This window comes from Salmonella sp. SJTUF15591 (assembly GCF_043356435.1).
In the GTDB taxonomy this organism is placed as follows: domain Bacteria; phylum Pseudomonadota; class Gammaproteobacteria; order Enterobacterales; family Enterobacteriaceae; genus Salmonella; species Salmonella enterica.
Window position 1 is genome coordinate 35,862 of record NZ_JBEUJO010000009.1, and the last position, 23,793, is coordinate 59,654.

General features: G+C 52.1%; 23 protein-coding genes. 8 read left to right on the forward strand and 15 right to left on the reverse strand.

Features of this window, described 5'->3' with window-relative positions; genetic code table 11:
* Positions 1–206 precede the first annotated feature (206 nt).
* Positions 207–518: a hypothetical protein gene (locus ABVM99_RS19030; protein WP_023138876.1), complete on the forward strand. Its 312-nt coding sequence runs from the start codon at positions 207–209 to the stop codon at positions 516–518.
* Positions 519–809 (forward strand): DNA-binding transcriptional regulator, encoded by a 291-nt coding sequence (locus ABVM99_RS19035; RefSeq protein ID WP_000362050.1) that lies wholly within the window; start codon positions 519–521, stop codon positions 807–809.
* 46 nt (positions 810–855) lie between these two features.
* Here the strand turns inward: ABVM99_RS19035 and fdhE are convergent, their stop codons facing one another.
* The 4 genes from fdhE to fdnG are packed head-to-tail and all read right to left on the reverse strand — an operon-like array spanning position 856 to position 6,379.
* Positions 856–1,785, reverse strand: coding sequence for a formate dehydrogenase accessory protein FdhE (fdhE, locus tag ABVM99_RS19040; RefSeq protein WP_000027730.1), 930 nt, complete (start codon positions 1,783–1,785; stop codon positions 856–858).
* Positions 1,782–2,417 carry a formate dehydrogenase cytochrome b556 subunit gene (gene fdoI / locus ABVM99_RS19045; RefSeq protein WP_000829025.1) on the reverse strand — a complete coding sequence of 212 codons (636 nt, stop codon included), beginning with the start codon at positions 2,415–2,417 and terminating at the stop codon, positions 1,782–1,784. The genes fdhE and fdoI overlap by 4 nt, the downstream gene beginning before the upstream one ends.
* Positions 2,414–3,316 carry a formate dehydrogenase subunit beta gene (gene fdxH, locus ABVM99_RS19050; RefSeq protein ID WP_000331361.1) on the reverse strand — a complete coding sequence of 301 codons (903 nt, stop codon included), beginning with the start codon at positions 3,314–3,316 and terminating at the stop codon, positions 2,414–2,416. The genes fdoI and fdxH overlap by 4 nt, the downstream gene beginning before the upstream one ends.
* 12 nt (positions 3,317–3,328) lie before the next feature.
* Positions 3,329–6,379, reverse strand: a complete 3,051-nt coding sequence (gene fdnG / locus ABVM99_RS19055; protein ID WP_077248424.1) for a formate dehydrogenase-N subunit alpha — start codon at positions 6,377–6,379, stop codon at positions 3,329–3,331.
* 194 nt (positions 6,380–6,573) lie between these two features.
* On the opposite strand from fdnG, the gene fdhD reads away from it, so the two are divergent.
* On the forward strand, positions 6,574–7,410 hold the full coding sequence (gene fdhD / locus ABVM99_RS19060; protein ID WP_001059739.1) for a formate dehydrogenase accessory sulfurtransferase FdhD: 837 nt from the start codon (positions 6,574–6,576) through the stop codon (positions 7,408–7,410).
* Between the two features lie 264 nt (positions 7,411–7,674).
* Here the strand turns inward: fdhD and ABVM99_RS19065 are convergent, their stop codons facing one another.
* Entirely contained in the window at positions 7,675–8,706 is a 1,032-nt protein-coding gene (locus tag ABVM99_RS19065) for a YiiG family protein (RefSeq protein ID WP_000710971.1), read from the reverse strand.
* A 182-nt stretch (positions 8,707–8,888) separates the two neighbouring features.
* On the opposite strand from ABVM99_RS19065, the gene ABVM99_RS19070 reads away from it, so the two are divergent.
* Positions 8,889–9,989 (forward strand): YiiG family protein, encoded by a 1,101-nt coding sequence (locus tag ABVM99_RS19070; protein WP_023195957.1) that lies wholly within the window; start codon positions 8,889–8,891, stop codon positions 9,987–9,989.
* Positions 9,990–10,344: 355 nt separating this feature from the next.
* On the opposite strand, the gene ABVM99_RS19075 is transcribed toward ABVM99_RS19070, so the two are convergent.
* Positions 10,345–10,668, reverse strand: coding sequence for an AzlD domain-containing protein (locus ABVM99_RS19075; protein ID WP_000527677.1), 324 nt, complete (start codon positions 10,666–10,668; stop codon positions 10,345–10,347).
* On the reverse strand, positions 10,668–11,327 hold the full coding sequence (locus tag ABVM99_RS19080) for an AzlC family ABC transporter permease (protein WP_000683586.1): 660 nt from the start codon (positions 11,325–11,327) through the stop codon (positions 10,668–10,670). The genes ABVM99_RS19075 and ABVM99_RS19080 overlap by 1 nt, the downstream gene beginning before the upstream one ends.
* A 100-nt stretch (positions 11,328–11,427) precedes the next feature.
* On the opposite strand from ABVM99_RS19080, the gene ABVM99_RS19085 reads away from it, so the two are divergent.
* Positions 11,428–11,976 (forward strand): helix-turn-helix domain-containing protein, encoded by a 549-nt coding sequence (locus ABVM99_RS19085; RefSeq protein ID WP_023195956.1) that lies wholly within the window; start codon positions 11,428–11,430, stop codon positions 11,974–11,976.
* A gap of 88 nt (positions 11,977–12,064) precedes the next feature.
* Here ABVM99_RS19085 and rhaM read toward each other — a convergent pair whose 3' ends face one another.
* The 5 genes from rhaM to rhaB form a co-directional block, all read right to left on the reverse strand.
* Positions 12,065–12,379 (reverse strand): L-rhamnose mutarotase, encoded by a 315-nt coding sequence (gene rhaM, locus ABVM99_RS19090; protein WP_023195955.1) that lies wholly within the window; start codon positions 12,377–12,379, stop codon positions 12,065–12,067.
* Entirely contained in the window at positions 12,376–13,524 is a 1,149-nt protein-coding gene (gene fucO / locus ABVM99_RS19095; protein ID WP_000009253.1) for a lactaldehyde reductase, read from the reverse strand. Before fucO ends, rhaM begins: the two co-directional genes overlap by 4 nt.
* 126 nt (positions 13,525–13,650) lie before the next feature.
* The gene (rhaD, locus tag ABVM99_RS19100; protein ID WP_023195953.1) at positions 13,651–14,478 is read right to left on the reverse strand and encodes a rhamnulose-1-phosphate aldolase; all 828 of its coding nucleotides are present in this window, start codon (positions 14,476–14,478) and stop codon (positions 13,651–13,653) included.
* A 142-nt stretch (positions 14,479–14,620) separates the two neighbouring features.
* Positions 14,621–15,880, reverse strand: coding sequence for an L-rhamnose isomerase (gene rhaA / locus ABVM99_RS19105; protein WP_000211468.1), 1,260 nt, complete (start codon positions 15,878–15,880; stop codon positions 14,621–14,623).
* Positions 15,877–17,346: a rhamnulokinase gene (rhaB, locus tag ABVM99_RS19110; RefSeq protein WP_000143965.1), complete on the reverse strand. Its 1,470-nt coding sequence runs from the start codon at positions 17,344–17,346 to the stop codon at positions 15,877–15,879. Before rhaB ends, rhaA begins: the two co-directional genes overlap by 4 nt.
* Positions 17,347–17,633: 287 nt before the next feature.
* Between rhaB and rhaS the strand changes: the two genes are divergently transcribed.
* Together rhaS and rhaR are read left to right on the forward strand one after the other, a co-directional pair.
* Complete coding sequence (gene rhaS / locus ABVM99_RS19115) at positions 17,634–18,470, forward strand: HTH-type transcriptional activator RhaS (RefSeq protein WP_000217109.1); 837 nt, start codon at positions 17,634–17,636, stop codon at positions 18,468–18,470.
* Between the two features lie 152 nt (positions 18,471–18,622).
* Positions 18,623–19,471, forward strand: a complete 849-nt coding sequence (gene rhaR / locus ABVM99_RS19120; protein WP_023195952.1) for an HTH-type transcriptional activator RhaR — start codon at positions 18,623–18,625, stop codon at positions 19,469–19,471.
* Here rhaR and rhaT read toward each other — a convergent pair.
* Positions 19,468–20,502, reverse strand: coding sequence for an L-rhamnose/proton symporter RhaT (rhaT, locus tag ABVM99_RS19125; RefSeq protein ID WP_023181427.1), 1,035 nt, complete (start codon positions 20,500–20,502; stop codon positions 19,468–19,470). The two genes, rhaR and rhaT, sit on opposite strands and share 4 nt — an antisense overlap.
* Before the next feature lie 618 nt (positions 20,503–21,120).
* Here rhaT and ABVM99_RS19130 point away from each other — a divergent pair.
* Positions 21,121–21,804 carry an oligogalacturonate-specific porin KdgM family protein gene (locus ABVM99_RS19130; RefSeq protein ID WP_000378721.1) on the forward strand — a complete coding sequence of 228 codons (684 nt, stop codon included), beginning with the start codon at positions 21,121–21,123 and terminating at the stop codon, positions 21,802–21,804.
* A gap of 157 nt (positions 21,805–21,961) precedes the next feature.
* On the opposite strand, the gene ABVM99_RS19135 is transcribed toward ABVM99_RS19130, so the two are convergent.
* A complete protein-coding gene (locus tag ABVM99_RS19135; RefSeq protein ID WP_000566800.1) occupies positions 21,962–23,269 on the reverse strand; it encodes a TRAP transporter large permease in 1,308 nt (435 codons plus the stop codon).
* A complete protein-coding gene (locus ABVM99_RS19140) occupies positions 23,262–23,777 on the reverse strand; it encodes a TRAP transporter small permease (protein WP_001091413.1) in 516 nt (171 codons plus the stop codon). Before ABVM99_RS19140 ends, ABVM99_RS19135 begins: the two co-directional genes overlap by 8 nt.
* Between the last annotated feature and the right edge of the window lie 16 nt (positions 23,778–23,793).

The following is a 23,793-nucleotide window of genomic DNA, read 5'->3' on the forward strand; positions in this document are numbered from 1 at the left end:
TTGACTGTATGTATGTACAGTTTATAACCTGGTTCGTTGGGGATGGAAAGTGGTGAAACGAGGGGATGATGATTCTGGATAGAGGTTCGCAAAAAATGGAATGCGGTTGGCGCTGGGTTTTTAATTTTTGTACTGTGAAACGATGATGCTATACGCCATTGACGTATAGATTATTTTCACTACTATAAGCCAATGGCGTATGGAATATGCAATTTATAGAAACGGAACTCTTTACTGAAGATGTTAAAAAACTGCTCGATGAGGATGAATACCATAAGCTTCAGGTTTTTATGGCTCAGCATCCAGATTGTGGTGATGTCATTCAGGAAACGGGCGGCCTGAGAAAAATGCGCTGGGGATCGCGAGGCAAAGGAAAGCGTAGTGGCGTGCGAATTATCTATTTTCACCGTAGTCAACGGTATGAGATTCGCTTGCTTCTGATTTATCAAAAAGGCATTAAAGATGATCTCACGCCGCAGGAAAAAGCGGTGCTTCGTATGCTGAATGAGAGGTGGTAGATGGATAAAGTGTTATTTGAGCGATTAACTCAAAGTATGTCTCAAATGAATGAAATCATTGAAGGGACCCGTGAACCTTCTCGTACCTTTCATATTGATGCAATGAAGATTAAAGAAATACGGCAGGCATCTGGGTTGTCGCAATCTAAGTTTGCAGAGCTGATTTCGGTCAACGTGGATACGCTGCGCAACTGGGAGCAAGGAAGACGTTCACCGACAGGGCCAGCCAAAGCGTTACTTCGCGCCATTGCCAACGACCCGAGAAACGTTATACAAGCATTGCGTTATTGAGCAATGATCCGGCTAACGTAGATTGCTAGCCGGTATACCAGAGAACTTATTCCCCTTCCCCCGGGAACAGGAACGGGTTGATGGAACTGCGGGCGAAGCCCTCCTGTTCCATGCGCGCGTCCAGCACCAGCGAGGCGAGGTCGTCGGCCACGGCTTCCACTTTCGGGTCTTTTTCCTGATAGAGAATCTTCAGGTAAGTTCCGCAATCGCCGCAGCTTTCGGCTTTCACCGCAGCCTGCTCATTTTCCAGCGACCAGTAGTGTAAGTCGCGGCTCTGTTCGCAGTTACTGCATTTTACGCGCACGACATGCCATTCGGTTTCGCACAGGTTACAGTGCAGATAACGCAGCCCCTGCGTGGTGCCGATCTGCACCATGCTGGAGACCGGCATCGAACCGCACACCGGGCAATACTGGCGCGCTTCACCGTATTCCGCGCGGGCTTTGCCTGGAATCAAGCTGGCCATTTGCGCCCAGTAAAGGGAGAGCGCGGCCCAGATAAACGGGGCTTTATCGCTGCTGACGGAGGCAAAATCCGAGGCAAACAGCGCGCTGGCCATCTGCTCCAGCTCCTGCTCTGAGGCTTTCTCCAGGTTCTCAATCACCGCCAGCGCGGGGCCGCTCATCTCGGGTTTTAGCTCGGCAATCAACGAATGCAGCAGTTTTTGCCAGTGCTTATCACGCGGCAGCACGTGGATATCCAGCGGCGGCTTGCCCTGGTCGTTCGCTTCTTTAATACGTGCGGTCAGATCCATCTCCAGCGGATGGTCGTACAGCACCACTTCCTGCGCGTGCGCGATAAGCGCGGCAAAGCGCAGGTAATCGCCCAGCGGGTTATTTTCAGCCAGCTCGCGCAGACGTTCGGCGCGGCGGTTGTAGACGTTTTTGAGTCGGGGGAACAATAACGGCGGAATCATATCCGCCGTACGTTTCTCGCTCGACCCCAGCTCATCTTGCGGGATTATGCGAATACTCATTCAGTTTCTTTTTCCGTTGTCTTGCGGACTTCTCGGTACCAGCGTGGGTGATGCTTCTTCGCCCACGACCGGGTTACCCAGCCTTCCACCATCGCGGTAATGGTGCCTTTCACCCAAAGGGCGGCGTAGATATGCACCATGATAACCACAATTAACGCTACTGCGGCAAAAGAATGCAACATTAACGCGAATCGGATCACCGGGATTGAGAAAGCAGGCGCAAAGTACGGACGCCAGATAATTACCCCGCTCACCAGCAGCAGCACCAGGAAGATAATCGCCGCCCAGAATACGCATTTCTGACCGAAGTTATAACGCCCGGTGTCACCCACTTCCTCGTTGACGACGATCTTACGAATATTCTTCGCCCAAAAGATATCATCCCGATTGATTAGATTGTGGTGCCAATAACGGAAAAACATGATGATGAACGAGGCAAACATAACCACGCCCACAAACGGGTGCAGAATTCGCGCCAGTTGCGGGGTGCCCAGGATATGCATCAACCAGTTGAAGGATGGGAATAAAAAGCCCAGCCCGCTCACCGCCGCCAGCACGAAGCAGAAGGCGACGATCCAGTGGTTGATGCGTTCCGGCGCCGTATAGCGCACGATGGTGTCACGTCGTTTCATTTGCGCACCTCGTCTTTCTCTTCATGCAGGTTGTCATCTTCCTCTTCCGCGCGGTTCGGACCGACGCCGACATAGTGGAAGACGCTGGCGGCAAAGGTCGCGGCAAAACCGAACGCGGCGAGCGGTTTCCAGACGCCTTTCCAGAACTTAACGGTTTCGCTGATTTCCGGGTTTTCCGGCAGACCGTGATACAGATTCGGCTTGTCGGCATGATGCAGCACGTACATGACATGCGTACCGCCTACTCCCGCCGGATCGTACAGACCCGCGTTGTCATAACCACGGGTTTTTAGTTCCGCCACACGCTCGCCCGCCAGCGTTTTCATATCCTCTTTCGAGCCAAAATGAATGGCGCCGGTTGGACAGGTCTTCACGCAGGCCGGTTCTTGCCCCACGGTCACGCGGTCAACGCACAGCGTACATTTATAGACGCGGTTGTCTTCCGGGTTGAGGCGCGGCACGTTGAACGGGCAGCCAGCGATACAGTAGCCGCAGCCGATACACTGCTCGGACTGGAAGTCGACAATACCGTTAGCGTACTGAATGATCGCCCCTTCCGCCGGACAGGCCTTCAGGCAGCCGGGATCGGCGCAGTGCATACAGCCATCCTTACGGATCAGCCACTCCAGTTTGTCGTTCTGTTCCACTTCCGAGAAGCGCATCACCGTCCAGGATTTCGCGGTTAAGTCCGCCGGGTTGTCATACACCCCGACGTTATTGCCCACTTCATCACGGATGTCGTTCCACTCGGAGCACGCCACCTGACACGCTTTACAGCCGATACAGGTGGTGACGTCGATGAGTTTCGCCACCTCTTCCTGGTGGTCCCGCGCCTGGGGCGCGGGGGTGAAACCGTTAGTGGCGGAACGACGAATGATGTCTTGCGATTGATAAGCCATAGGTCGTCTCCGTTACACCTTTTCCACGTTCACAAGGAAGGATTTAAACTCCGGCGTTTGCGTGTTCGCATCACCGACGAAAGGCGTTAACGTATTGGCGATAAAGCCTTTTTTCGCCACGCCTTCGTAGCCCCAGTGAATAGGAATACCGATGGTATCGATATCCTTGCCGTCCGCTTTCAGCGTGCGAATACGCTTGGTCACCACTGCTTTGGCTTTGATATAGCCGCGGTTCGAGGAGACCTTCACGGTATCGCCATGCGCGATGCCGAGCTTATTCGCCAGCTTCTCGCCAATTTCCACAAACTGTTCCGGCTGGGCGATAGCGTTAAGCAACGCGTGCTTGGTCCAGTAGTGGAAGTGCTCGGTCAGACGGTAAGTGGTTCCGACATACGGGAACTTATCCGCTTTACCCAGCGCGTCGGCATCGTCTTTAAAGATACGGGCGGCAGGGTTAGAGATAACGTTCGGGTGCAGCGGGTTAGTGCCCAGCGGCGTTTCAAACGGTTCGTAGTGTTCCGGGAACGGCCCTTCCGCCATCTTATCGATGGCAAACAGGCGACCCATCCCTTCCGGCTGCATGATAAACGGTCCGACGTCGCTGCCGGGCGCGGCGGCGCTGTAGTCCGGAATATCCCATCCGGCCCATTTTCCGCCTTCCCATTTCAGTAGCTGACGTTTCGGGTCCCAGGGATTACCCTGCGGATCGGCGGAGGCGCGGTTATAGAGGATGCGGCGGTTAAGCGGCCATGCCCATGCCCAGCCCAGCGTGTTGCCGAGACCCGACGGGTCGGCGTTATCACGACGCGCCATCATGTTGCCTTCCGGCGTCCAGCTACCGGCGAAAATCCAGCAGCCGCTGGACGTCGTACCGTCATCGCGCAGTTGCGCGAACGAACTGAGTTGTTGACCTTTCTTCACCACCACCGCGCCGGTTGCCGGATCGATAAGATCGGCCAGCGCTTTACCGTTACTTTCCATCGCCACTTCTTCAGAGGCGGGTTCGTATGGTTTGGTGTAGTTCCAGGTCATATTCAGCACCTGTTCCGGGTTGGCGCCGCCCTGTTCAGAGTACATCTTACGCAGGCGTAAGAAGATACCGGCGAGGATTTCGCCGTCGGTCATGGCAATTCCCGGGGCGTCCGCGCCTTTCCAGTGCCACTGCAGCCAGCGACCGGAGTTAACGATGGAACCATTTTCCTCGGCAAAACAGGTGGAAGGCAGACGGAACACTTCGGTCTGGATTTTCGCGGGATCAACGTCGTTCGACTCACCGTGGTTTTGCCAGAAGGTGGACGTTTCGGTGTTGAGCGGATCGATAGTCACCAGGTACTTCAGTTTGGAAAGCGACGCGACCACTTTGTTTTTGTTCGGGAATGAGGCCACCGGGTTAAAGCCCTGGCAGATATAGCCGTTGACCTTACCCTGTTTCATCATCTCGAAGTACTGCAACACGTCGTACCCTTTGTCCCACTTCGGTAGCCAGTCAAAGCCCCAGCTATTTTCCGCTGTCGCTTTATCACCAAAGAAGGCCTTCATCATCGAGACGAAGAATTTCGGATAGTTGCCCCAGTAGTTGACCTGATCCTTCAACAATGGCTTCGGCGTATTGGCAGCCAGATAGGTTTGCAGGTCGGTCTGTTTTTCGCTCGGCAGCGTCAGGTAGCCCGGCAGACTTTGCGACAGCAGTCCTAAGTCGGTCAGTCCCTGAATATTGGAGTGACCGCGCAGGGCGTTAACGCCGCCGCCCGCCATCCCCATGTTACCGAGCAGAAGCTGGATCATCGCCATAGTACGGATGTTCTGCGCGCCGATGGAATGCTGCGTCCAGCCCAGCGCGTACAGGAACGACGCGGTTTTATCTTTTGCGCTGGTTTCTGCAATGTACTCGCACACTTTCAGGAAGTCCGCTTTCGGCGTACCGCAGATATTTTCTACCACGTCCGGCGTATAGCGTGAGACATGCTGTTTCAACAGATTCCAGACACAGCGCGGGTGTTGCAGTGTCGTATCGCGTTTGGCAAAACCGTTTTCGTCCAGCTCATAGTGCCAACTAGTTTTATCGTACTGCCGCTTGTCTGCGTCATAGCCGGTGAACAGACCATCATCGAAGCCAAAATCTTCACGCACGATCAGGCTGGCATTGGTATAGGCCTCGGTGTATTCACGGTTGTATTTTTCGTTGGTCAGCAGATACAGCATCACGCCTGACAAGAAGGCAATGTCAGTACCAGAGCGTATTGGCGCATAGAAATCGGCCACCGACGCGGTACGCGTAAAGCGCGGATCGATCACAATCAGCTTCGCGCCGTTGTGAATTTTGGCTTCCATCGCCCAGCGGAACCCGACCGGGTGAGCTTCTGCGGCGTTACCGCCCATCACCACGACGAGGTTGGCGTTCTTGATGTCGACCCAGTGGTTGGTCATCGCACCGCGACCAAATGTTGGAGCAAGACTTGCTACCGTTGGTCCGTGTCAGACACGCGCCTGGTTGTCGACCGCGAGCATACCCAGCGCGCGGGAGAATTTTTGCGTTAAATAACCCGTCTCGTTACTGGATGCAGAAGCGCACAGCATCCCGGTGGTGAGCCAGCGGTTAACGGTAACGCCTTCGGCGTTCTGCGCCTGATAGTTGGCGTCGCGATCTTCCTTCATCAGTTTAGCGATTCGGTCAAACGCTTCTTCCCAACTGATCTGTTGCCACTTATCTGAACCCGGCGCGCGGTATTGCGGGAATTTCAGGCGGCTTTCAGAGTGGATAAAGTCCACCAGACCGGCCCCTTTCGGGCACAGCGCGCCACGGCTTACCGGATGATCCGGGTCCCCTTCGATATGGAAAATAGATGCTTTGGCGTTTTTCGCACCGTCGCCGAGGCTGTACATCAACAGCCCGCAGCCAACGGAACAGTAGGTGCAGGTGTTACGGGTTTCGCGGGTGCGCAGCAGTTTATATTGCCGTGTTTCCGCTAGCGCTACGCCGGGCGCGAAGCCCAGTGCCGCCGCCGTGGTGCCTGCCATACCGCCAGCGCAGATCTTAAAGAACTGCCTTCTGCTGACCTGCATGGTTTGCTCCTTGTTTCGACATTGTCACTTCTCTTTCACATTTCTCTATCTGAAACGCTCAGGGAGTGGTTGTTATTTTTCTTTGCGGACGGGCCCGCAAAGGTTCAGAATTGGATAAATTTTCCTCCATCCGGGAGGAGTTGTAACAGAATACCATAATGTTGGTGTGTGTGTTCTTATATGGTTAAAAGAAAGTGAACAATATACTGTCTGAAGAAGTCCTAAATGTGACTGATTTCACAACCTCACGCCAGTTGACTCTCTGGAAACGCGAGGATTTGCAGTCCCCCCAACTTGATGATGTTGCCGAGGAAGTGCCAGTGGCACTGGTGTATAACGGCATTTCGCATGTCGTTATGATGGCCTCTCCGAAAGATCTGACGCATTTCGCAATAGGGTTTTCTCTGTCGGAAGGGATCATTGACAGCCCGCGTGAAATCTATGGCATGGACGTTGTGCCGTCCTGTAACGGACTTGAAGTGCAGATTGATCTTTCCAGCCGTCGATTTATGGGGCTGAAAGCGCGTCGTCGCGCGCTGGCCGGACGTACCGGTTGCGGCGTATGTGGCGTGGAACAGCTCAATGACATCGGTAAGCCGGTGCAACCGCTGCCGTTTAGCCAAACGTTTAATCTCGGTAACCTTGATCGCGCGTTAAAACATCTGAATGATTTTCAACCGACGGGTAAGCTGACGGGTTGTACGCACGCTGCGGCGTGGGTCATGCCGTCGGGTGAACTGGCGGGGGGCCATGAAGATGTCGGACGCCACGTTGCGCTGGATAAACTGCTCGGCCGCCGCGCTACGGAAGGTGAGGAATGGCGGCAAGGCGCGGCGCTGGTTTCCAGTCGTGCGAGTTACGAAATGGTGCAGAAGTCGGCGATGTGCGGTGTGGAAATTTTGTTTGCGGTTTCTGCTGCCACCACGCTCGCGGTTGACGTCGCTGAGCGGTGTAATCTTACGCTGGTGGGGTTCTGTAAGCCGGGTCGGGCGACGATTTATACCCATCCGCAGCGGTTAATCGCAGACTAAAATAGTACCCTCTACATTTGCGTAAAATATATATTTTCTCAATTTTACAGCCTCTCTTGATAACGGAATCACGTATAGTGGCGAGGCCATACAGGTTTTAATCGTTTTTATGCTGGGCCGCAGCTTATTCCAGCCATTCACGAAGCGCTTGCTACCCGGTACTTCGAGCGAAAAAAGCGCCCTTGGGGCGCTCTTTCGACAGTCGCTAACGACTTATTTGCTCAGTTCAGCGGTCATATGCACGCGATTTGCAGCGTGAAAAGCTTAGAACTCACGCTCAAGATGATAGCCATTATAGGTATCGATGAGTTCGTTATAAGCTTTAACCACAGCCTCATAAGAACCATCTACCATATCGCCGCTGCCGCTATTGAGGTAGTCCTGCTCATGCGAGGTATACGCCACGTTATCGCGCACACGCCGAATGCGTTTTTTCACCTTGCCCTGGAATTTTTCCAGCTCAGAAATAAAACCAGGGAAGCTACGATGTTTATCTATATCAACGTTGATCTTCTCGTTTAGCTTCTGAGTATGCTCTTCAAAATCAGCGAGCTGTTTGCTTACTGCCGCCACATCAAAAGAATCATCAGCTACAGCGTCATTAAGCGTCTCGGCTTCCTGCATCGTCAAAAGCGTATAGTACTTAATGGATTTACCTTCTTTCTTCTCGGTCGCCTTAATTTCATTAGCCGCATGCTGCCCACTCATAATGGTAATCTCGGCGATATATTTTTTCGCAATGGGATCAAACTCATCGAACTGTTTTATAAACGTTTTATGGAACGCTTTAGCGCCAGCAAAGGCATCATCCTTGAAGTTATCTTGATCATAGTATTTATTCATACTATTGATTGTTTCAGCTAGTGGCCCAGCCGCATTAATAAATGCCAGAGCAGCACTATCCAGAGAGGCAAACGCCGGCTTTAATTCAGCCGCCGCCTTGATGTCTTTCCGGCAGTCCTGGATAAGTGCAGGATACACAGGAACCAGCGGAGAGGGATCGTCTTCCTTACCGGTAGGACCGGTGCGGAAATCGTCGAATGTGTTAGCATAACGATTTACAGCGCGGTAAATACCTGCCTGGAGATTATTATAACAATCAATGTAAACATTCAGCTTTTGGTTAAGAACATCGTTCGCATCTGCGCTTTCCGCTGATGTGGATTGTGTATTGCTCGCTGATGAATCCGCACTCTGAGCTACAGGTTGTTCGTCCGCTTTTTTTTCATCACAAGCGCTTAGCCCGGCAGTCATCAGCATAGCGATAATAATTGATGATAACAAATCCTTTTTCATTAGAATAACCTATAAATAATATCATTGAAATTTACAGATTCATTTTAATGAAAAAAAACAGGTATGTGATTTATTCAACACGAAAAATACTTAATCCATATTTCATTATAATTAACATTATCAATATCAATGTGTTCGTTAAAATAAGAGAACCCCAACGTAAATATACAAAAGGCAATTAAATGAAAAGGAATTTATTATCCTCAGCGATAATCATTGCGCTAATGACCCTGGGCGCAACAGGATGTGATGACAATAATGTTAAAACCGAGGCGACGCCGGCCGCCAGCAGTCAGCCTGCGACGCCAGCGCCTTCTCAGACGTCGGAAACGCAATCTGGCGAAAGTCCAGCACAGCCCCCAGCAGCGAAGCCAGAAACGGCAACTCAGCCCCCGGCGGCGAAGCCAGAAACGCCAGCTCAGCCGGAGGTTGACGCTGAAGAAGTTTATAGTGAAAAAATGGATGTCTATATCGATTGTTTTAATAAACTTCAATTGCCCGTTCAGCGCAGTTTGGCGCGTTACGCGGATTGGGTGAAAGACTTTAAAAAAGGTCCGACAGGGAAAGAGAGCCTGGTTTATGGCATTTATGGTATTACGGAGTCTTACATAACGAATTGCCAGAAAGAGATGAAACAGGTGGCCGCCTTAACGCCATTACTTGAGCCTATTGATGGCGTTGCCGTTAGCTATATTGATAGCGCCGCCGCGCTGGGTAATACCATTAACGAAATGGAAAAATATTATACCCAGGAAAACTATAAAGATGATGCCTTTGCTAAAGGTAAGGCGCTGCATCAGACATTACTGAAGAATATCGAGGATTTTAAACCCGTCTCGGAAAAATATCATGAGGCTATTCAGGAAATAAATGACAGGCGGCAATTGACACAGTTGAAGAGAATAGAAGAAGCGGAAGGTAAAACATTTAACTATTATTCTCTGGCTGTCATGATTTCGGCAAAGCAGATCAACAAGGTTATTTCTGCCGATACCTTTGATGCCGAAGCGATGATGAAAAAAGTCGCGGAACTGGAAACAATGATTGCGCAATTGAAAGAAGTGAATACTGATGGCCGTAATTCTTCTTTCATCAGCTCTGCGGCTGATTATCAGCTACAAGCTAAAAAATATATTCGTCGCATCAGAGACAATGTTGAGTATTCTGATTTTGAAAAGAAACGGGTGCAGGACCCTGCAACAGGATGGATGGTTGCGGATTCTTATCCGGCGTCGTTGAGAAGTTATAACGAGATGGTGGATGATTATAACCGCCTGCGTTGAGTGACGGCACATTAACTGAGCGCAGGCTGGCGCAAGTGCCTATAAAATTACGCTATAACGCCAATAAAAAGCGCCGATCAGGCGCTTTTTTCGTTTATGTATTCCTCATCAGGCAATATCCGTAAAAATAGCTGACGTAAACATTAACTAAAGAGAGCTATTAGAAAAACCAGTAATCTGAAGCTATCACAAGATGTTGACGTCACGCTGGAAGGTACTGGTAGTGTCATTGAGGATCGGCATTTATATGGAAAGCATTTATCCCGCCTGATGCGAAAATTCTGAGCCACTGCAGCATAGGGCGGCCCAGCCTTCATCACTTATAGGGTGTCACGTCCAACTGTTCTGTAAGACGTTAATTAATACCCGCCATTCGTAATAACGCGGTCACTACCGCGGCGGCGATAATCACCACAATAAGCGGCATTTTACGCCAGGCTAAAAATACGGCGAAGCCAACCCCAAGAACGCGCGCCATTCCGGCAAAATGTTCGCCTTCGTAAAAGGTGGTCGCCAGCGCGACGGAGAATAGCAGCACCGTTGCCGCATCCGAGAGCAGCGCCTGTGAACGCTCAGACAGCGCCAGACGGCTGCCAAGTTTCGCGCCGCCGAGGCGCATCAAATAGGTTCCCGCAGACAAAAGAGCAATACCGATAATAAATAGCGTCATATTGCCCATTATTTTTTCCTCGCCAGTAGGCCAAGCAGCGAAAGCAACACCGGCAATCCGGCAGCCACAAAAGGAACGGCGGCAAGCGACAGCGCGGCGCCGCTGCAACCACGAATCAATGTGGTGCGGTTTTTAAACGCCGGGATCACCAGCGCCAGTAAGATTGCCGGGAATACGGCATCCAGACCGATGGTTTCTGGGGCCGGAAGCAGTTTGCCGACACCTGCGCCAATCAGTGTGCCAATCGGCCAGAATAGGGCGACGCCCAGACCGCATAGCCAGTAGGCGGCTTTACGTTGTTCGGGTGTTTTTTGCGACAGGCCGAACACCACGCTCTCATCATTCATAATATGGCAGCCGAAAAAGCTGGCGGCGCGGGTGCCAACCAAATCGCGCACCGTTACGCCAAACGGCACGTGGCGCGCATTCACCAGCAGTCCTGCCGCCGCCGCCGCTAACGGATTGCCGCCGCTGGCAACAATGCCGATAAACATAAATTCGGACGCGCCCGCCAGTACAAAAATAGAGAGGACAAACGGCACCCACAGTGGGAAACCGTAGGCCATCGCCAGTGAGCCATAGGACATGCCGACGACGCCCACGGCCAGGCACACTAAAAATATCGCTTTTATCGTGTCTCCCTTGAGACAGGAAAAATAGTGTTTCATCTTCTTTAGTCATATCGAACGAATTTTCATTATAATGAACGGAACAGATTTGCTTTACAAGACGAACATTTCGTTCGTTATAGTGAACGTTGGATGCTTTATGACACAACCTATTAGCGTCATTGCCAGAAGTCTGGTACGCGAACGCCAGCGAACCGGACTGTCGCTGGCGGAGATTGCGCGGCGCGCAGGCATCGCTAAATCTACGCTTTCACAACTGGAAGCAGGGAACGGCAACCCCAGCCTGGAGACGTTATGGTCGCTATGCGTCGCGCTCGACATTCCCTTTGCCAGGCTGCTGGAGCCGCAGGTACAAAAAACGCAGGTGATTCGCCGCGGAGAAGGCACCAAAGTGGTGGCGGAGCAGGCGCATTATCAGGCGATATTACTGGCGGCATGTCCGCCCGGCGCGCGGCGTGATATCTATCTGCTGTTGACGCAGCCGGGGGCCGACCGGATCTCTCACCCGCATCCGCCGGGGTCGGTGGAACATATTATTGTTACGCAGGGAAAAGCCCTCGTCGGCTTAACCGAGGCGCCGGAAGAGCTGGCGGAAGGCGATTACATTTGTTATCCCGGCGACCAGGCGCATATCTTTAAAGCGCTGGAACCGGATACTCTGGCTATCCTGGTAGCGGAGCAGAATTGAAATTGCCGGATGGCGGCGTAACCGCCTTATCCGGCCTACAAAAAATAAAACCGTAGGCCCGGTAAGCTTGCGCCACCGGGCACACGACTTACTGCAGATAGAACACCTCTTTTAGCTCTGCGCTGACCGGGCTGTTATCCGGATTCGCGGGCATAACGTCACGCATATGTTTCCACCAACGCTGGCAAACGTCGGTGCTGGCAACGGCGTTCCAGCGCTCCTCGGATTCAATCTCAACGGTGGCGAACAGCAGATTGCGCTTCTGATCGAGATAAATCGCGTAGTGATGCGCGCCGTGAGATTTTAATACGGCTTCCAGCTCCGGCCAGATTGGGTTATGACGACGCTGATACTCCTCGTGCGCGTCGGCATTTACCTGCATCACAAAGGCTTTGCGGATCATAACGCCTCCAGGTACAGCTCGCGAACTTCATCGCGGCTGGCGGTGCGCGGGTTACACGGCGCGCACGGGTCGGCGAGGGCTTTATCCAGCCAGCCTTCGATATCTTCTTTTGTGACGCCCAGCTTGCTGAAACCTTCTGGAATGCCGACGCGTTTGCTCAGCGTACGGATAGCGTTAATCGCTTCCTGACTTGCGGCTTCGTCAGACATACCGCGCGTCTCCACGCCCATCGCCTGAGCGATGCGGGCAAAACGCGCGACGGCGTTCGGACGGTTAAAGTTCTCGACAATTGGCAGCAGGATAGCGTTGCAGACGCCGTGCGGCAGGTTGTGAGTTGCGCCCGGCTGGTGCGCCAGCGCGTGAACCAGCCCCAAACCGGCGCTGTTGAACGCCATGCCTGCCAGGTACTGGCCGAATGCCATTTGCTCACGGGCTTCGAGGTTATGGCCATCGTCAACCGCTTTCGGTAGCCACACATTGATTAAGCGAATCGCTTCCAGCGCGTTAGCGTCGGTGAGCGGATGCGCGCCAACGGAGACATAGGCTTCCACCGCATGGGTCAGGGCATCCATGCCGGTTGCGGCAGTCACAGAAGCCGGGATTTCCAGCATAACGCTGGCGTCATCCACGGCAATATCCGGGATGATATTCGGGTCGATGATCACCTCTTTGACCTTACGGGCAGAGTCGATAATCACCGCGTTGCTGGTCATCTCTGCCGCGGTACCTGCCGTAGTATTAATCGCTACCAGCGGTACGCCGGCGTTTTTCACTTTGCCGACGCCGGAGTAGGCGGTAGATGGACCTGGGTTGGCGGTCAGAATTTTCACCGCTTTTGCGGTATCGATCGGGCTGCCGCCGCCGAAGGCGATAATGTAGTCACATTCTGCGCTCTGATACGCCGCAAAACCTTTCTGCACCAGCTCTTCTGTCGGGTTTGGGAACACCTCATCAAACAGGTGGTAAGACATTTGATGTTCATCCAGTGCGCTAAACAGGCTATCCAGCAGGCCCAGCTTTACCAGTTGACCATCGGTAACGATCAGCGCTTTGCCCCATTGCTTATTCGCCACGAGGTTCACCATATCGGCAATCGCTCCAGCGCCATGCAGGCTAATTTTTGGCAGTGCCAACATAAAGCTCATCACTATTCTCCTTAAAAAAATTCCCTGTTGCCCGATGGCGCTACGCTTATCGGGCCTACGGTAAAATGCGCACCGTCCTGTAGGCCGGATAAGGCAAAGCCGCATCCGGCGTTGAGTTGGGAGGTATCAGTACAGATCTACGGCGCTGGCCAGCGGTGTCACGCCAAAACGTTTGCCGAGTGCGACCAGTTCTTCGCGCGTGATGGTCTGCTTCATACCGCCCATCGAATAGATTTTGACTAATACCTCAGCGGATTTCTCTGCGGTATCTATCAAACCGAAGGTTTCATCCAGCGTAGGTCCGCTTCCGAACACGCCGTGGAACGGCCACAGCACCAGCGAATGTTTCTGCATTTCTTGCGCGGTGGCCTGGCCGATTTCATCGGTGCCTGGCACCATCCACGGCAGAATGCCGACACCGTCCGGGAATACCACCAGACATTCGGTGCTGCCTTCCCACAGTTTGCGGGTGATCAGCGCAGTGTTGTTTTCCAGTACGTAGGTGAGGGCGATCAGGTTAGTCGCATGGCAATGCATAATGACGCGGTCTTTGCCGTGGGTGGCTTTGATGCGTTCGCAGTGGGAAAGGAAATGCGCCGGGAGTTCAGAGGTGGGTACCGCGTCGTGGGTTAAGCCCCACAGAATGTGGTAGCCTGCGCCGTCGCTGTCGATTTTGACCACGCCTAAATTGGCTGCCGGATCGAGCTGCACGTTGCGGAAGAATTTGCCGGAACCGGTAACGATAAACGGCGTATTCGCCAGCAGCGGCATGGGTTGACTTAGCGCGATATAGCGTGGTTTTTCGTGGAAATTAGTCGCAAAAGGCGCGATATCGGCTTCATCCAGACGTAGCGTCAGGTTACCGCCATTACGTTCGTCCCACCCTTTCAGCCACGCATCAGACGTGGCTTTAATCATGCCCTGGACAAACCAGGAATCGGTAATATTTTGCATGTTCGTGTTCCCATTCATTGCCCGAAGGTTATTCGGGTCTTACGTAGGCCGGATAAGCGCAACGCCATCCGGCAATCGTGTTTCATTTATTGCCGGATGGCGACGCGGGCGTCTTATCCGGCCTACAGATCAGGTGTCGCTGTCAGCTACGTTTGCTCAGGATCTCTTTTTCGTAGGCGCGAACGCTGTCCAGCCACTGGCTGCCAGCCGGCGTGTCGTGACGCTGGCAATACATTTCCCAGACGGCCTGCCACGGCAGAGATTTCTGCTCTTCCAGCAGCGCCAGACGCGCGGTGTAATCGCCGCTGGCTTCAAGCTGACGCAGTTGATCTGTGGGTTCCAGCAGAGCGCGCAGCAGCGCTTTTTTCATGTTGCGGGTACCGATAACCCACGCGGCGACACGGTTGATAGAGGCGTCGAAGAAATCCAGACCGATATGCACACGGTCGAACAGGTTATGACGGACGATTTCGCTGGCAATTGCCTGGGTTTCATCGTCCAGGAGCACCACGTGGTCGCTATCCCAGCGTACCGGGCGGCTAACGTGCAGCAGCAGCCGTGGCACGTAGAGCATGGCGGCGGAAATTTTGTCGGAAATCACTTCAGTGGGATGGAAGTGGCCCGCATCCAGGCACAGCGCGGTCTGACGGCTGGTGGCGTAGCCCATGTAGAACTCATTGGAGCCGACGGTGTAGCTTTCCGCGCCGATGCCAAACAGTTTGCTCTCAACGGCGTCGATGTGGTGCGCCGGATCGAATTTCTCGCTAATGACCTCATCCAGCGCTTCCAGCAGGCGCTGGCGCGGGGCTAAACGGTCGACGGTAATGTCTTTCATGCCGTCCGGGATCCAGATGTTCATCACCGACGGCGTGCCGAGCTGCTCACCAAAGTATGCCGAGACGCGGCGGCTGGCCTTGCAGTGATCGATCCAGAACTGGCGAATTTTCGCGTCTGGATGAGAGAGGGTAAAACCGTCAGCGCTCAGTGGATGAGAAAAACAGGTGGGGTTGAAATCCAGCCCCAGCCGGTTCGCTTTCGCCCACTCCACCCAGTTTTTAAAATGCTCCGGTTTGATCTGGTCGCGGGCAACCGGCGTATCCGACTCAAGATAAATGGCGTGCAGGTTCAGCCGTTTTGGTCCTGGGATCAGACGCAGCGCCTGTTCCAGATCGGCGCGCAGTTCGGTGGCGTTACGCGCTTTGCCCGGATAGTTGCCGGTTGACTGAATTCCGCCCGTCAACGAACCTTCCGGGTTCTCGAATCCGGCAACATCGTCGCCCTGCCAGCAGTGCATGGAAACCGGCAGGCGATCGAGCTGGCGCAGCGCCTCCTCGACATCAATACCTACTGCGGCGAAACGTTGTTTTGCCAGTTCCCAGGCTTGTTCCAGTTGAGTGGTCATGCGCAAAGCTCCTTTGTCTGTCGTTTGGGTTGAAACTGCGCAACGTGGCGGGCAATTTCACTATCAGGATTAGGGATATAGGTTGTCAGGTCGTAGTTAGCGCTGACGACCTGACGGAAGTCATCGACGTTGTTTAATTCGTCGAGGGTCATAAGCTGAATACCAATATTGCCAAGGGTGGAGGCTTCAACCGGCCCGGCCATCACGCGAATACCACATGCATCGGCGCACAACTGGTTGAGTAGCGCGTTTTGGCATCCGCCGCCGACAATATGCAGTTGGGTAAATTTTTCGCCGCGCAGATTTGCCAGTTCGTGCAGAATGTCGGCATACAACAGCGCCAGACTGTCGAAAATGCAGCGCGCCAGTTCGGCATCGCTGACGGGAACGGGCTGGTCGGTCTCGCGACAGGCGGCCTGGATTTCAGCGCGCATATCGTCAGGATTGATAAAGCGATCGTCATTCGGGTTAATCAGGAAACGGCAGGCCGGCAGCGCTTCTGTTTGGGCGATAAGCGCAGGCAGATCGGTAATGCGCCGTTCTTTCAGCACACGCTGGAGCAGCCACAAACCCATAATGTTTTTCAGTACCCGATAACGCCCTTCCGCGCCGCCTTCGTTGGTGATATTGGCGGCCAGCGCCTCATCAGTGGTGTAGGGCATTTTGCTTTCAAAACCCATCAATGACCAGGTGCCTGAAGACAGGTAAGCGCTATGTTTATTTGCCAGCGGAGAGGCAATAACGGCGCTGGCGGTATCGTGGCTGGCGACGGCTACCACCGGAATACGGTTGCCCTGCGGGCAAATCCAGTCGCCGATAACATTGCCAGGGTGCGAGGGGCGACCGAACCAGCTCTTTTTCGCGCCGGTCCACGCCAGCAAGGTATCGTCCCAGTCATCGGTATTGATATTGACCAACTGGGTGGTCGTGGCGTTGGTGTATTCCCAGTTCATTTCACCGGTCAGGCGGTAGCTGAAATAATCGGGCATCAGCAGTGCATGAGCGACCTGCGCCGTTAACTCAGGCTGTTGTTTCGTCAGCGCGCGTAGCTGATAGATGGTGTTAAACGGCAGAAACTGAATCCCGCTGCGGCGATAGATTTCGCTTTTGCCGATCTGGACCAGCGCTTGCGGCATGATGCCCGTGGTACGGTTATCGCGGTAGGAGACCGGCAGGCCGACACGCTGACCTTGTTTATCCAGCAGGACATAATCGACGCCCCAGGTGTCGATGCCGATGCTGTCTATAAGAATGCCTTCATTGCAGACTTTCTTCAGACCAAGACGGATATCCTTTTCCAGACTGTCGATGTCCCAGGTGTCAAACCCGTCTGTTTTTTGTAGGCAGTTCACAAAACGGTGAATTTCACGTAGCGTCAGGGTACGGTGTTTGCTGTCGTAACGCGCCAGCATCACGCGCCCGCTGGATGCGCCGAGATCAACCGCGACACAATGGCGAAAAGTCATAATCAGGTCCTTCTTAGAGTCATTGCGCACAGTCTAAAAAAGCCCTCAAAGACCTACCTTCTCGTTACTGACAGGAAAATGAGCCGCTGGCAACAAGGCAAAGATGAACGTGATAGCGTTCACAGTTTCTACTAATAGGCCGGTGTGATGTCGTCCGCATTTCCCGCTTTTTCCCGCCTTTTCTTGAAAAAAAGACCATGTTTGCGCGCTTTAGCGTCAAAAATTTAAGGTGAGGCCGATAACCCTTAATTACTATTCGGACATGTTGAATTCAGGAGGAAGCAACCATGACCGTACTGCATAGCGTGGATTTTTTTCCATCAGGTAAAGCACCCGTGGCGATTGAACCTCGTCTGCCGCAAGCCGCTTTCCCTGAACATCATCATGATTTTCATGAAATCGTGATTGTGGAACACGGTACGGGCATTCATGTATTCAACGGGCAGCCGTATACCATCAGCGGCGGTACCGTGTGTTTTGTTCGCGATCACGACCGGCATTTATATGAACATACCGACAACCTATGCCTGACGAATGTACTGTGGCGTTCACCGGACGCCTTCCAGTTCCTGGCGGGGTTGGATCAATTGCTGCCGCAGGAGCAGGATGGTTACTATCCTTCTCACTGGCGGGTGAATCAGAGTGTGTTGCAGCAGGTGCGCCAGTTGGTCGGTCTGATGGAGCACGCCGGAGACGGCATGGATGCGCCTGCCGTGGCGAATCGCGAAATTTTGTTTATGCAACTACTGGTGTTGTTACGCCGCAGTAGCCTGATGGAAGGCGCGACCAATAACGACGCCAAACTCAACCAACTGATGGCATGGCTGGAAGACCATTTTGCGGAGGAGGTTTGCTGGGAGGCGGTAGCCGAACAGTTTTCGCTGTCGCTACGCACGCTGCATCGTCAGCTTAAACAGCATACCGGGCTGACGCCGCAACGTTACCTTAATCGCCTGCGTTTGATCAAAGCCCGGCATTTATTGCGCCATAGCGATCATAGCGTGACAGAAATCGCGTACCGCTGCGGTTTTGGCGACAGTAACCACTTTTCGACTCTGTTTCGCCGAGAATTTAACTGGTCGCCGCGGGATATCCGTCAGGGACGCGATGCGATAATCCAGTAACGCGAACGCTATCAACGTTTTCGTCGCCAATATGCTGATAATTATACCCTTTAATACCGGATGGCGGCTGCGCCTTACCTGGCCTACGGCGGCGAGCGGTAGACAGAATAAGCGTAGCGCCATCCGGCAAGCATTCAACATGAGGTGCTGCGGTGGCAAATCAGTTAATCCTTTTGAAAAAAGATTTTTTTACTGATGAGCAGCAGGCCGTTACGGTTGCCGATCGCTATCCACAGGATGTTTTTGCGGAACATACGCATGAGTTTTGTGAACTGGTGATGGTCTGGCGGGGCAATGGCCTACACGTTCTTAATGAGCGCCCATACAGAATTACCCGCGGCGATCTGTTTTACATTCGTGCTGAAGACAAACACTCCTATACCTCCGTTAACGATCTGGTGCTGCAAAATATCATTTACTGCCCGGAGCGTTTGAAACTCAATGTAAACTGGCAGGCGATGATTCCCGGCTTTCAGGGAGCGCAGTGGCATCCTCACTGGCGGCTGGGCAGTATGGGAATGAATCAGGCGCGGCAGGTCATTAACCAGCTTGAACATGAGAGTAATGGACGCGATCCGCTGGCGAATGAGATGGCGGAATTGCTGTTTGGTCAACTGGTGATGACGTTAAAACGGCATCGCTACGCGACCGACGATCTTCCGGCAACCTCCCGAGAAACCCTGTTGGATAAATTAATTACCGCTTTGGCTAATAGCCTTGAGTGTCCCTTTGCGCTGGATGCGTTTTGCCATCAGGAACAATGCAGCGAACGGGTGCTGCGGCAGCAGTTTCGCGCCCAAACCGGGATGACGATTAATCAATATTTACGCCAGGTCCGTATTTGCCACGCGCAGTATCTGCTTCAGCATAGCCCGCTGATGATTAGTGAGATTTCGATGCAGTGCGGTTTTGAAGATAGTAATTATTTTTCAGTGGTGTTCACGCGGGAAACCGGGATGACGCCGAGCCAATGGCGTCATCTCAGTAATCAAAGCGATTAACTGGCCATGCCTAAACCGACAATATTCGCCGCGATAATAATTACCACGCAGCCGAGGCTTAATACGGCAACGGGACGGCGGCCAGCATTTTTCCACTCTTTTAGCACCAGACCGACAAGCCCCCCGCACAGCACATAGAAGCTCATGTGCAGCATCCAGCTCATGTAGTCATATTGCGCGGGAATGCGCGCGTGACCCCAGGCATAGAAAAAGAACTGTAGATACCACATCAGACCGCCAAGCGCGGACAGCAGAATATTGCTGATAATCAACGGTCTTGCCAGCGAGAAGTCGGCTTTTATCGACAGATTTGGCACTTTTGCCAGGCGGATAAAACAGAAACCGAGGTTCACCAGCGCGCCGCCGCCCATAATCACCACGTAACTCGGCAGCGCGACATAGAGCGGGTCAACGCCAAGCGCGGCAGCAGCTTCATGCATCGGTTTCGCGGCGTTCATGGCAAAAGACATCCCCGCCGAGAAAATACCGCACATCACTGCCAGCAGAAGCCCTTTCTTCAGATTGAACTCCTCCGCTTTAATGCCCATTTTGCGTTCTTTTAACTGTCCGGCGCGCGTCACAATCCCGACGCCGATCAGCGCGACAAAAACGCCAAGTAGCGTCATGCGTCCCCCTTCGGTATGGATTAACACATCGAAGTTACCGTTGATGATAGGCGTCATCAGCGTGCCGACGATAAGCGTAATGCCGATAGCGATGCCGATACCCATCGACATCCCGAGATAACGCATGGTCAGACCGTAATTAATATTGCCGATGCCCCACATGGCGCCGAACAGAAAAACCGGTAAAAGGGTGGAGAGGTTAAACTGTCCATAATAGGCCCAGAAATCAGGCAGTAACAGAGCGCTAATTGTCCACGGCAGAATAAGCCATGAGACGATGCCGCCCACTGACCACATGGTTTCCCATGACCACTGTTTCACTTGCTTGAACGGGGCATAGAAGCAGGCTGCACTGGCCGCCCCTATCAAATGCCAGAAAATACCCATCGTAATCGCGTTACTCATGACATGTTCCTCATTATTTTTTATGGACGGGATACCCCTTCCGTTTGCATGAGTTTAAAAATTACGCAGCCTGGTAACCTTATAACGATTGCCGCCGTTGGGTGTATTCTGGCAATCAGCACGTTAATGAAGTGATTAACTTCACGTTTTAAAAAAGTCGGAGCGCATCGTGACCGTCTGGATGTTATTTAAATCAGTGGGTAATATTTGTTTTCTAAAATACCTTCATCATAACGACACGAAACGACTTAGCTGGCAACAATGCAAAGAAAACGCTGCGTGAGATCACATAATGGGAATAGTCTGACTTACCGTTTGATAAAAGGGTAGTTATACAGTAATTATTTAGTTGTTTTATTTGTATTTACAATTTAAATATATTGAAATTAACGTTAGGAATCAATAAAATATAAATATAAGGAAAGTCCTATATTGGTGTTGTTGATGACGCTTTGATTTTTATGTTATATGGCGAATATAAATTTCATTTATTTTATTTTGCTTTTTGAATATTATCCCAATTTTAAATTAAAGATCTTTGCCTATATTGTCGCCATTCACATTGCGTATTATGGTTGTAACGGTCTGACATAAAACAACGTTTTAATTTTAAATTAAATGGATTCTGTTATGAGAAAATCTCTTTTCTTACTATTACCTCTTGTTGTAACAAATGCGCATGCAGTATATGTCGATGTTCGTCATGAATATCTTGATGACAGTAAAGCTAACTATGACCGTGCGTATATTTCTCATCGGTTTGCGAATGGTGTTGGTTTTGCGATAGAAGCTATCTCAAAATCAGGCGGGGATGACACCAATAAAGCGTTTAATGACCTGGAAACACAGGGTAACGAATATACGATAAGCTACCAATTTAAAACCGGTGATGTCGCCTGGCAACCGGGTTTTGTGCTGGAAACAGGCAACGGTTACTCTACCTATAAGCCTTACTTCCGCGCGACGTGGACATTAAATGAAAGCTGGTGGGTTGGTGCGCGCTATCGCTTTGAATATGTACGCCGTTCTTCTGATATCCGTGATGATGATACCATCAATCGTATGGATGTCTGGGCGGGTTATAAATGGAACAACTTTGACTGGACAATCGAAGGAATTTATAAGAAAGCCGATAAATATGATCTTTACGATGGCGGCAAAGATAACTATGAATATAACTTCAGAACTGCCTATATTATTGACCAATGGTCGCCATTCGTTGAGGTAGGTAATGTTTCCGTCAATAGCAACAGCGATGAAAGACAAACCCGTTTCCGCGTGGGTATAGGCTACACATTCTAATCATTATCCCTGTTTATTATTTATTCCCTTTTCCGGCTACTTTATAGGTAGCCGGTTTTTTTTACCTGGTGATGACCTGCGGATAATTATTATCGTGCGTTGGCCGGATAAGACGCGAATCGCCATCCGGCAACGAGATGTGCAGGAAACTATGCGCTTACATGATGCCCAGTAGACGGGGTAAGAACAGTGTGATTTCCGGAATGTAGGTAATTAATAACAGAACGCCGATAATCGCGCCGTAAAAAGGCAGCAACGGTTTAATCACTTCCTCAACTTTGACCTTACCGACGCTCGCCCCGACATATAAACCACTGCCAACTGGCGGCGTAATGGTGCCAATCGCCAGGTTATAGATCATGATAATGCCGAAATGCACCGGATCGACGCCCAGTTTAGCCATGATCGGCAGCAGAATCGGGGTAAAAATCAGAATGGCCGGACCGATATCCATAAATGCGCCGATAATCAACAAAAAGACGGTAATGACTAACAGGATAACCAGTTTATTGGCGGAAATACCGAGGATCATATCGCTCAGCGCCGCAGGAATATTGGTGATCGACATCGAGAAGGACATCGCCGAAGAGGTTGCCAGCAGGAACATGATGACCCCGGTCATTACCACTGTCTGGAGCAAAATCGAAGGCAAATCCTTAATTTTCAGCGTGCGGTAAAACACCATCGTCAACAATAATGTATACACCACGGCAATCGCGGAGGCTTCAATGGCGGTGAAAATCCCCTGCACAATGCCGCCGACGATAATCACGATCAGCAGCAGGCTGGGAATGGCCTCAACGGCAACTTTTAGCGCCATGCCTTTTTGGACGGTGAAGAAAACCCGATAATTTCGACGCTTAGCGACCACCAGCGTGACCAGCATACAGCCAACGCCCCACAGCACTCCCGCGACCAGACCGCCGGCGAACAGAGCGGCAATCGATGTTCCCCCGCTTGCCAGCGCATAAAGGATAAAAGCCGTGGTGGGCGGAATTAACATTCCCGTCGGCGCGGAGGCGATATTCACCGCGGCCGCAAAGCCGCGATCGTAACCTTCGCGCGCGCTCATCGGCACCATCACGCCGCCGATGGAGGTTGAGGCGGCAATCGCCGATCCGGAAATTGCACCGAACATCATATTGCCGACGATGTTGGTATAAGAGAGCGAGCCGGGCAGTTTGCCAGTAAACAGTTTGGCAAAATTGACCAGCCGGGCGGCAATTCCCCCGCTATTCATGATCACCCCGGACAAAACGAAGAACGGCACGGCCAGCAAGGCAAAACTGTCCAGGCTGGAGAACATTTTTTGCGCGGTGGCGAACATCGAAATATCGAAAGGCAGTACCAGCATCATGGTGCTAAAAGAGGCGATAACGATGCAGATCCCGATAGGCGCGCCCATGGCCAGTAAAACAACAAAGACGGCAATTAGCGTACAGGACGCAAAAATAGGGTCAATCATGTGATTTCTCCAGAGTGTGCTCAGTGGTATCCGTGGCGGAATGGATAGCTTTCAGGGCGTCAACGATATTCAGCAGCCCATAGAGGATGATCAGTACGCCCGCGCAGGGGAGCGCGTAATAAATTTTTCCCATCGGAATGCCCAGCGCAGGGGAGATTTGCAGCATAGAAATCGCAGAAATCTTTAAGCCGCCGATAATCAATACCCAAATGGAAAACGCGATAAAAATGACCTGCAGAATAATATCCCACCAGCCGCGAATCGTCGGCGACACCTTATCCAGTAAGAGAGTCAGGCTAATATGCTGTTTCTGACCGGCGACAAAAGCCATGCCCAGCATTGATACCCACACCAGGAGAAATCGCAGCATCTCTTCGGTAAGGGTGCTGGGAACGCCCAGAATGTAGCGGCTCACCACCTGCCAGCAGGCGATGCCCACCATTATCGCCAGCACCAGGCAACAGATAGCGCCCAGCAATAAATCAAGTCCTTTTCTGAATGTGTTCATCTTAATTTCCTGATTA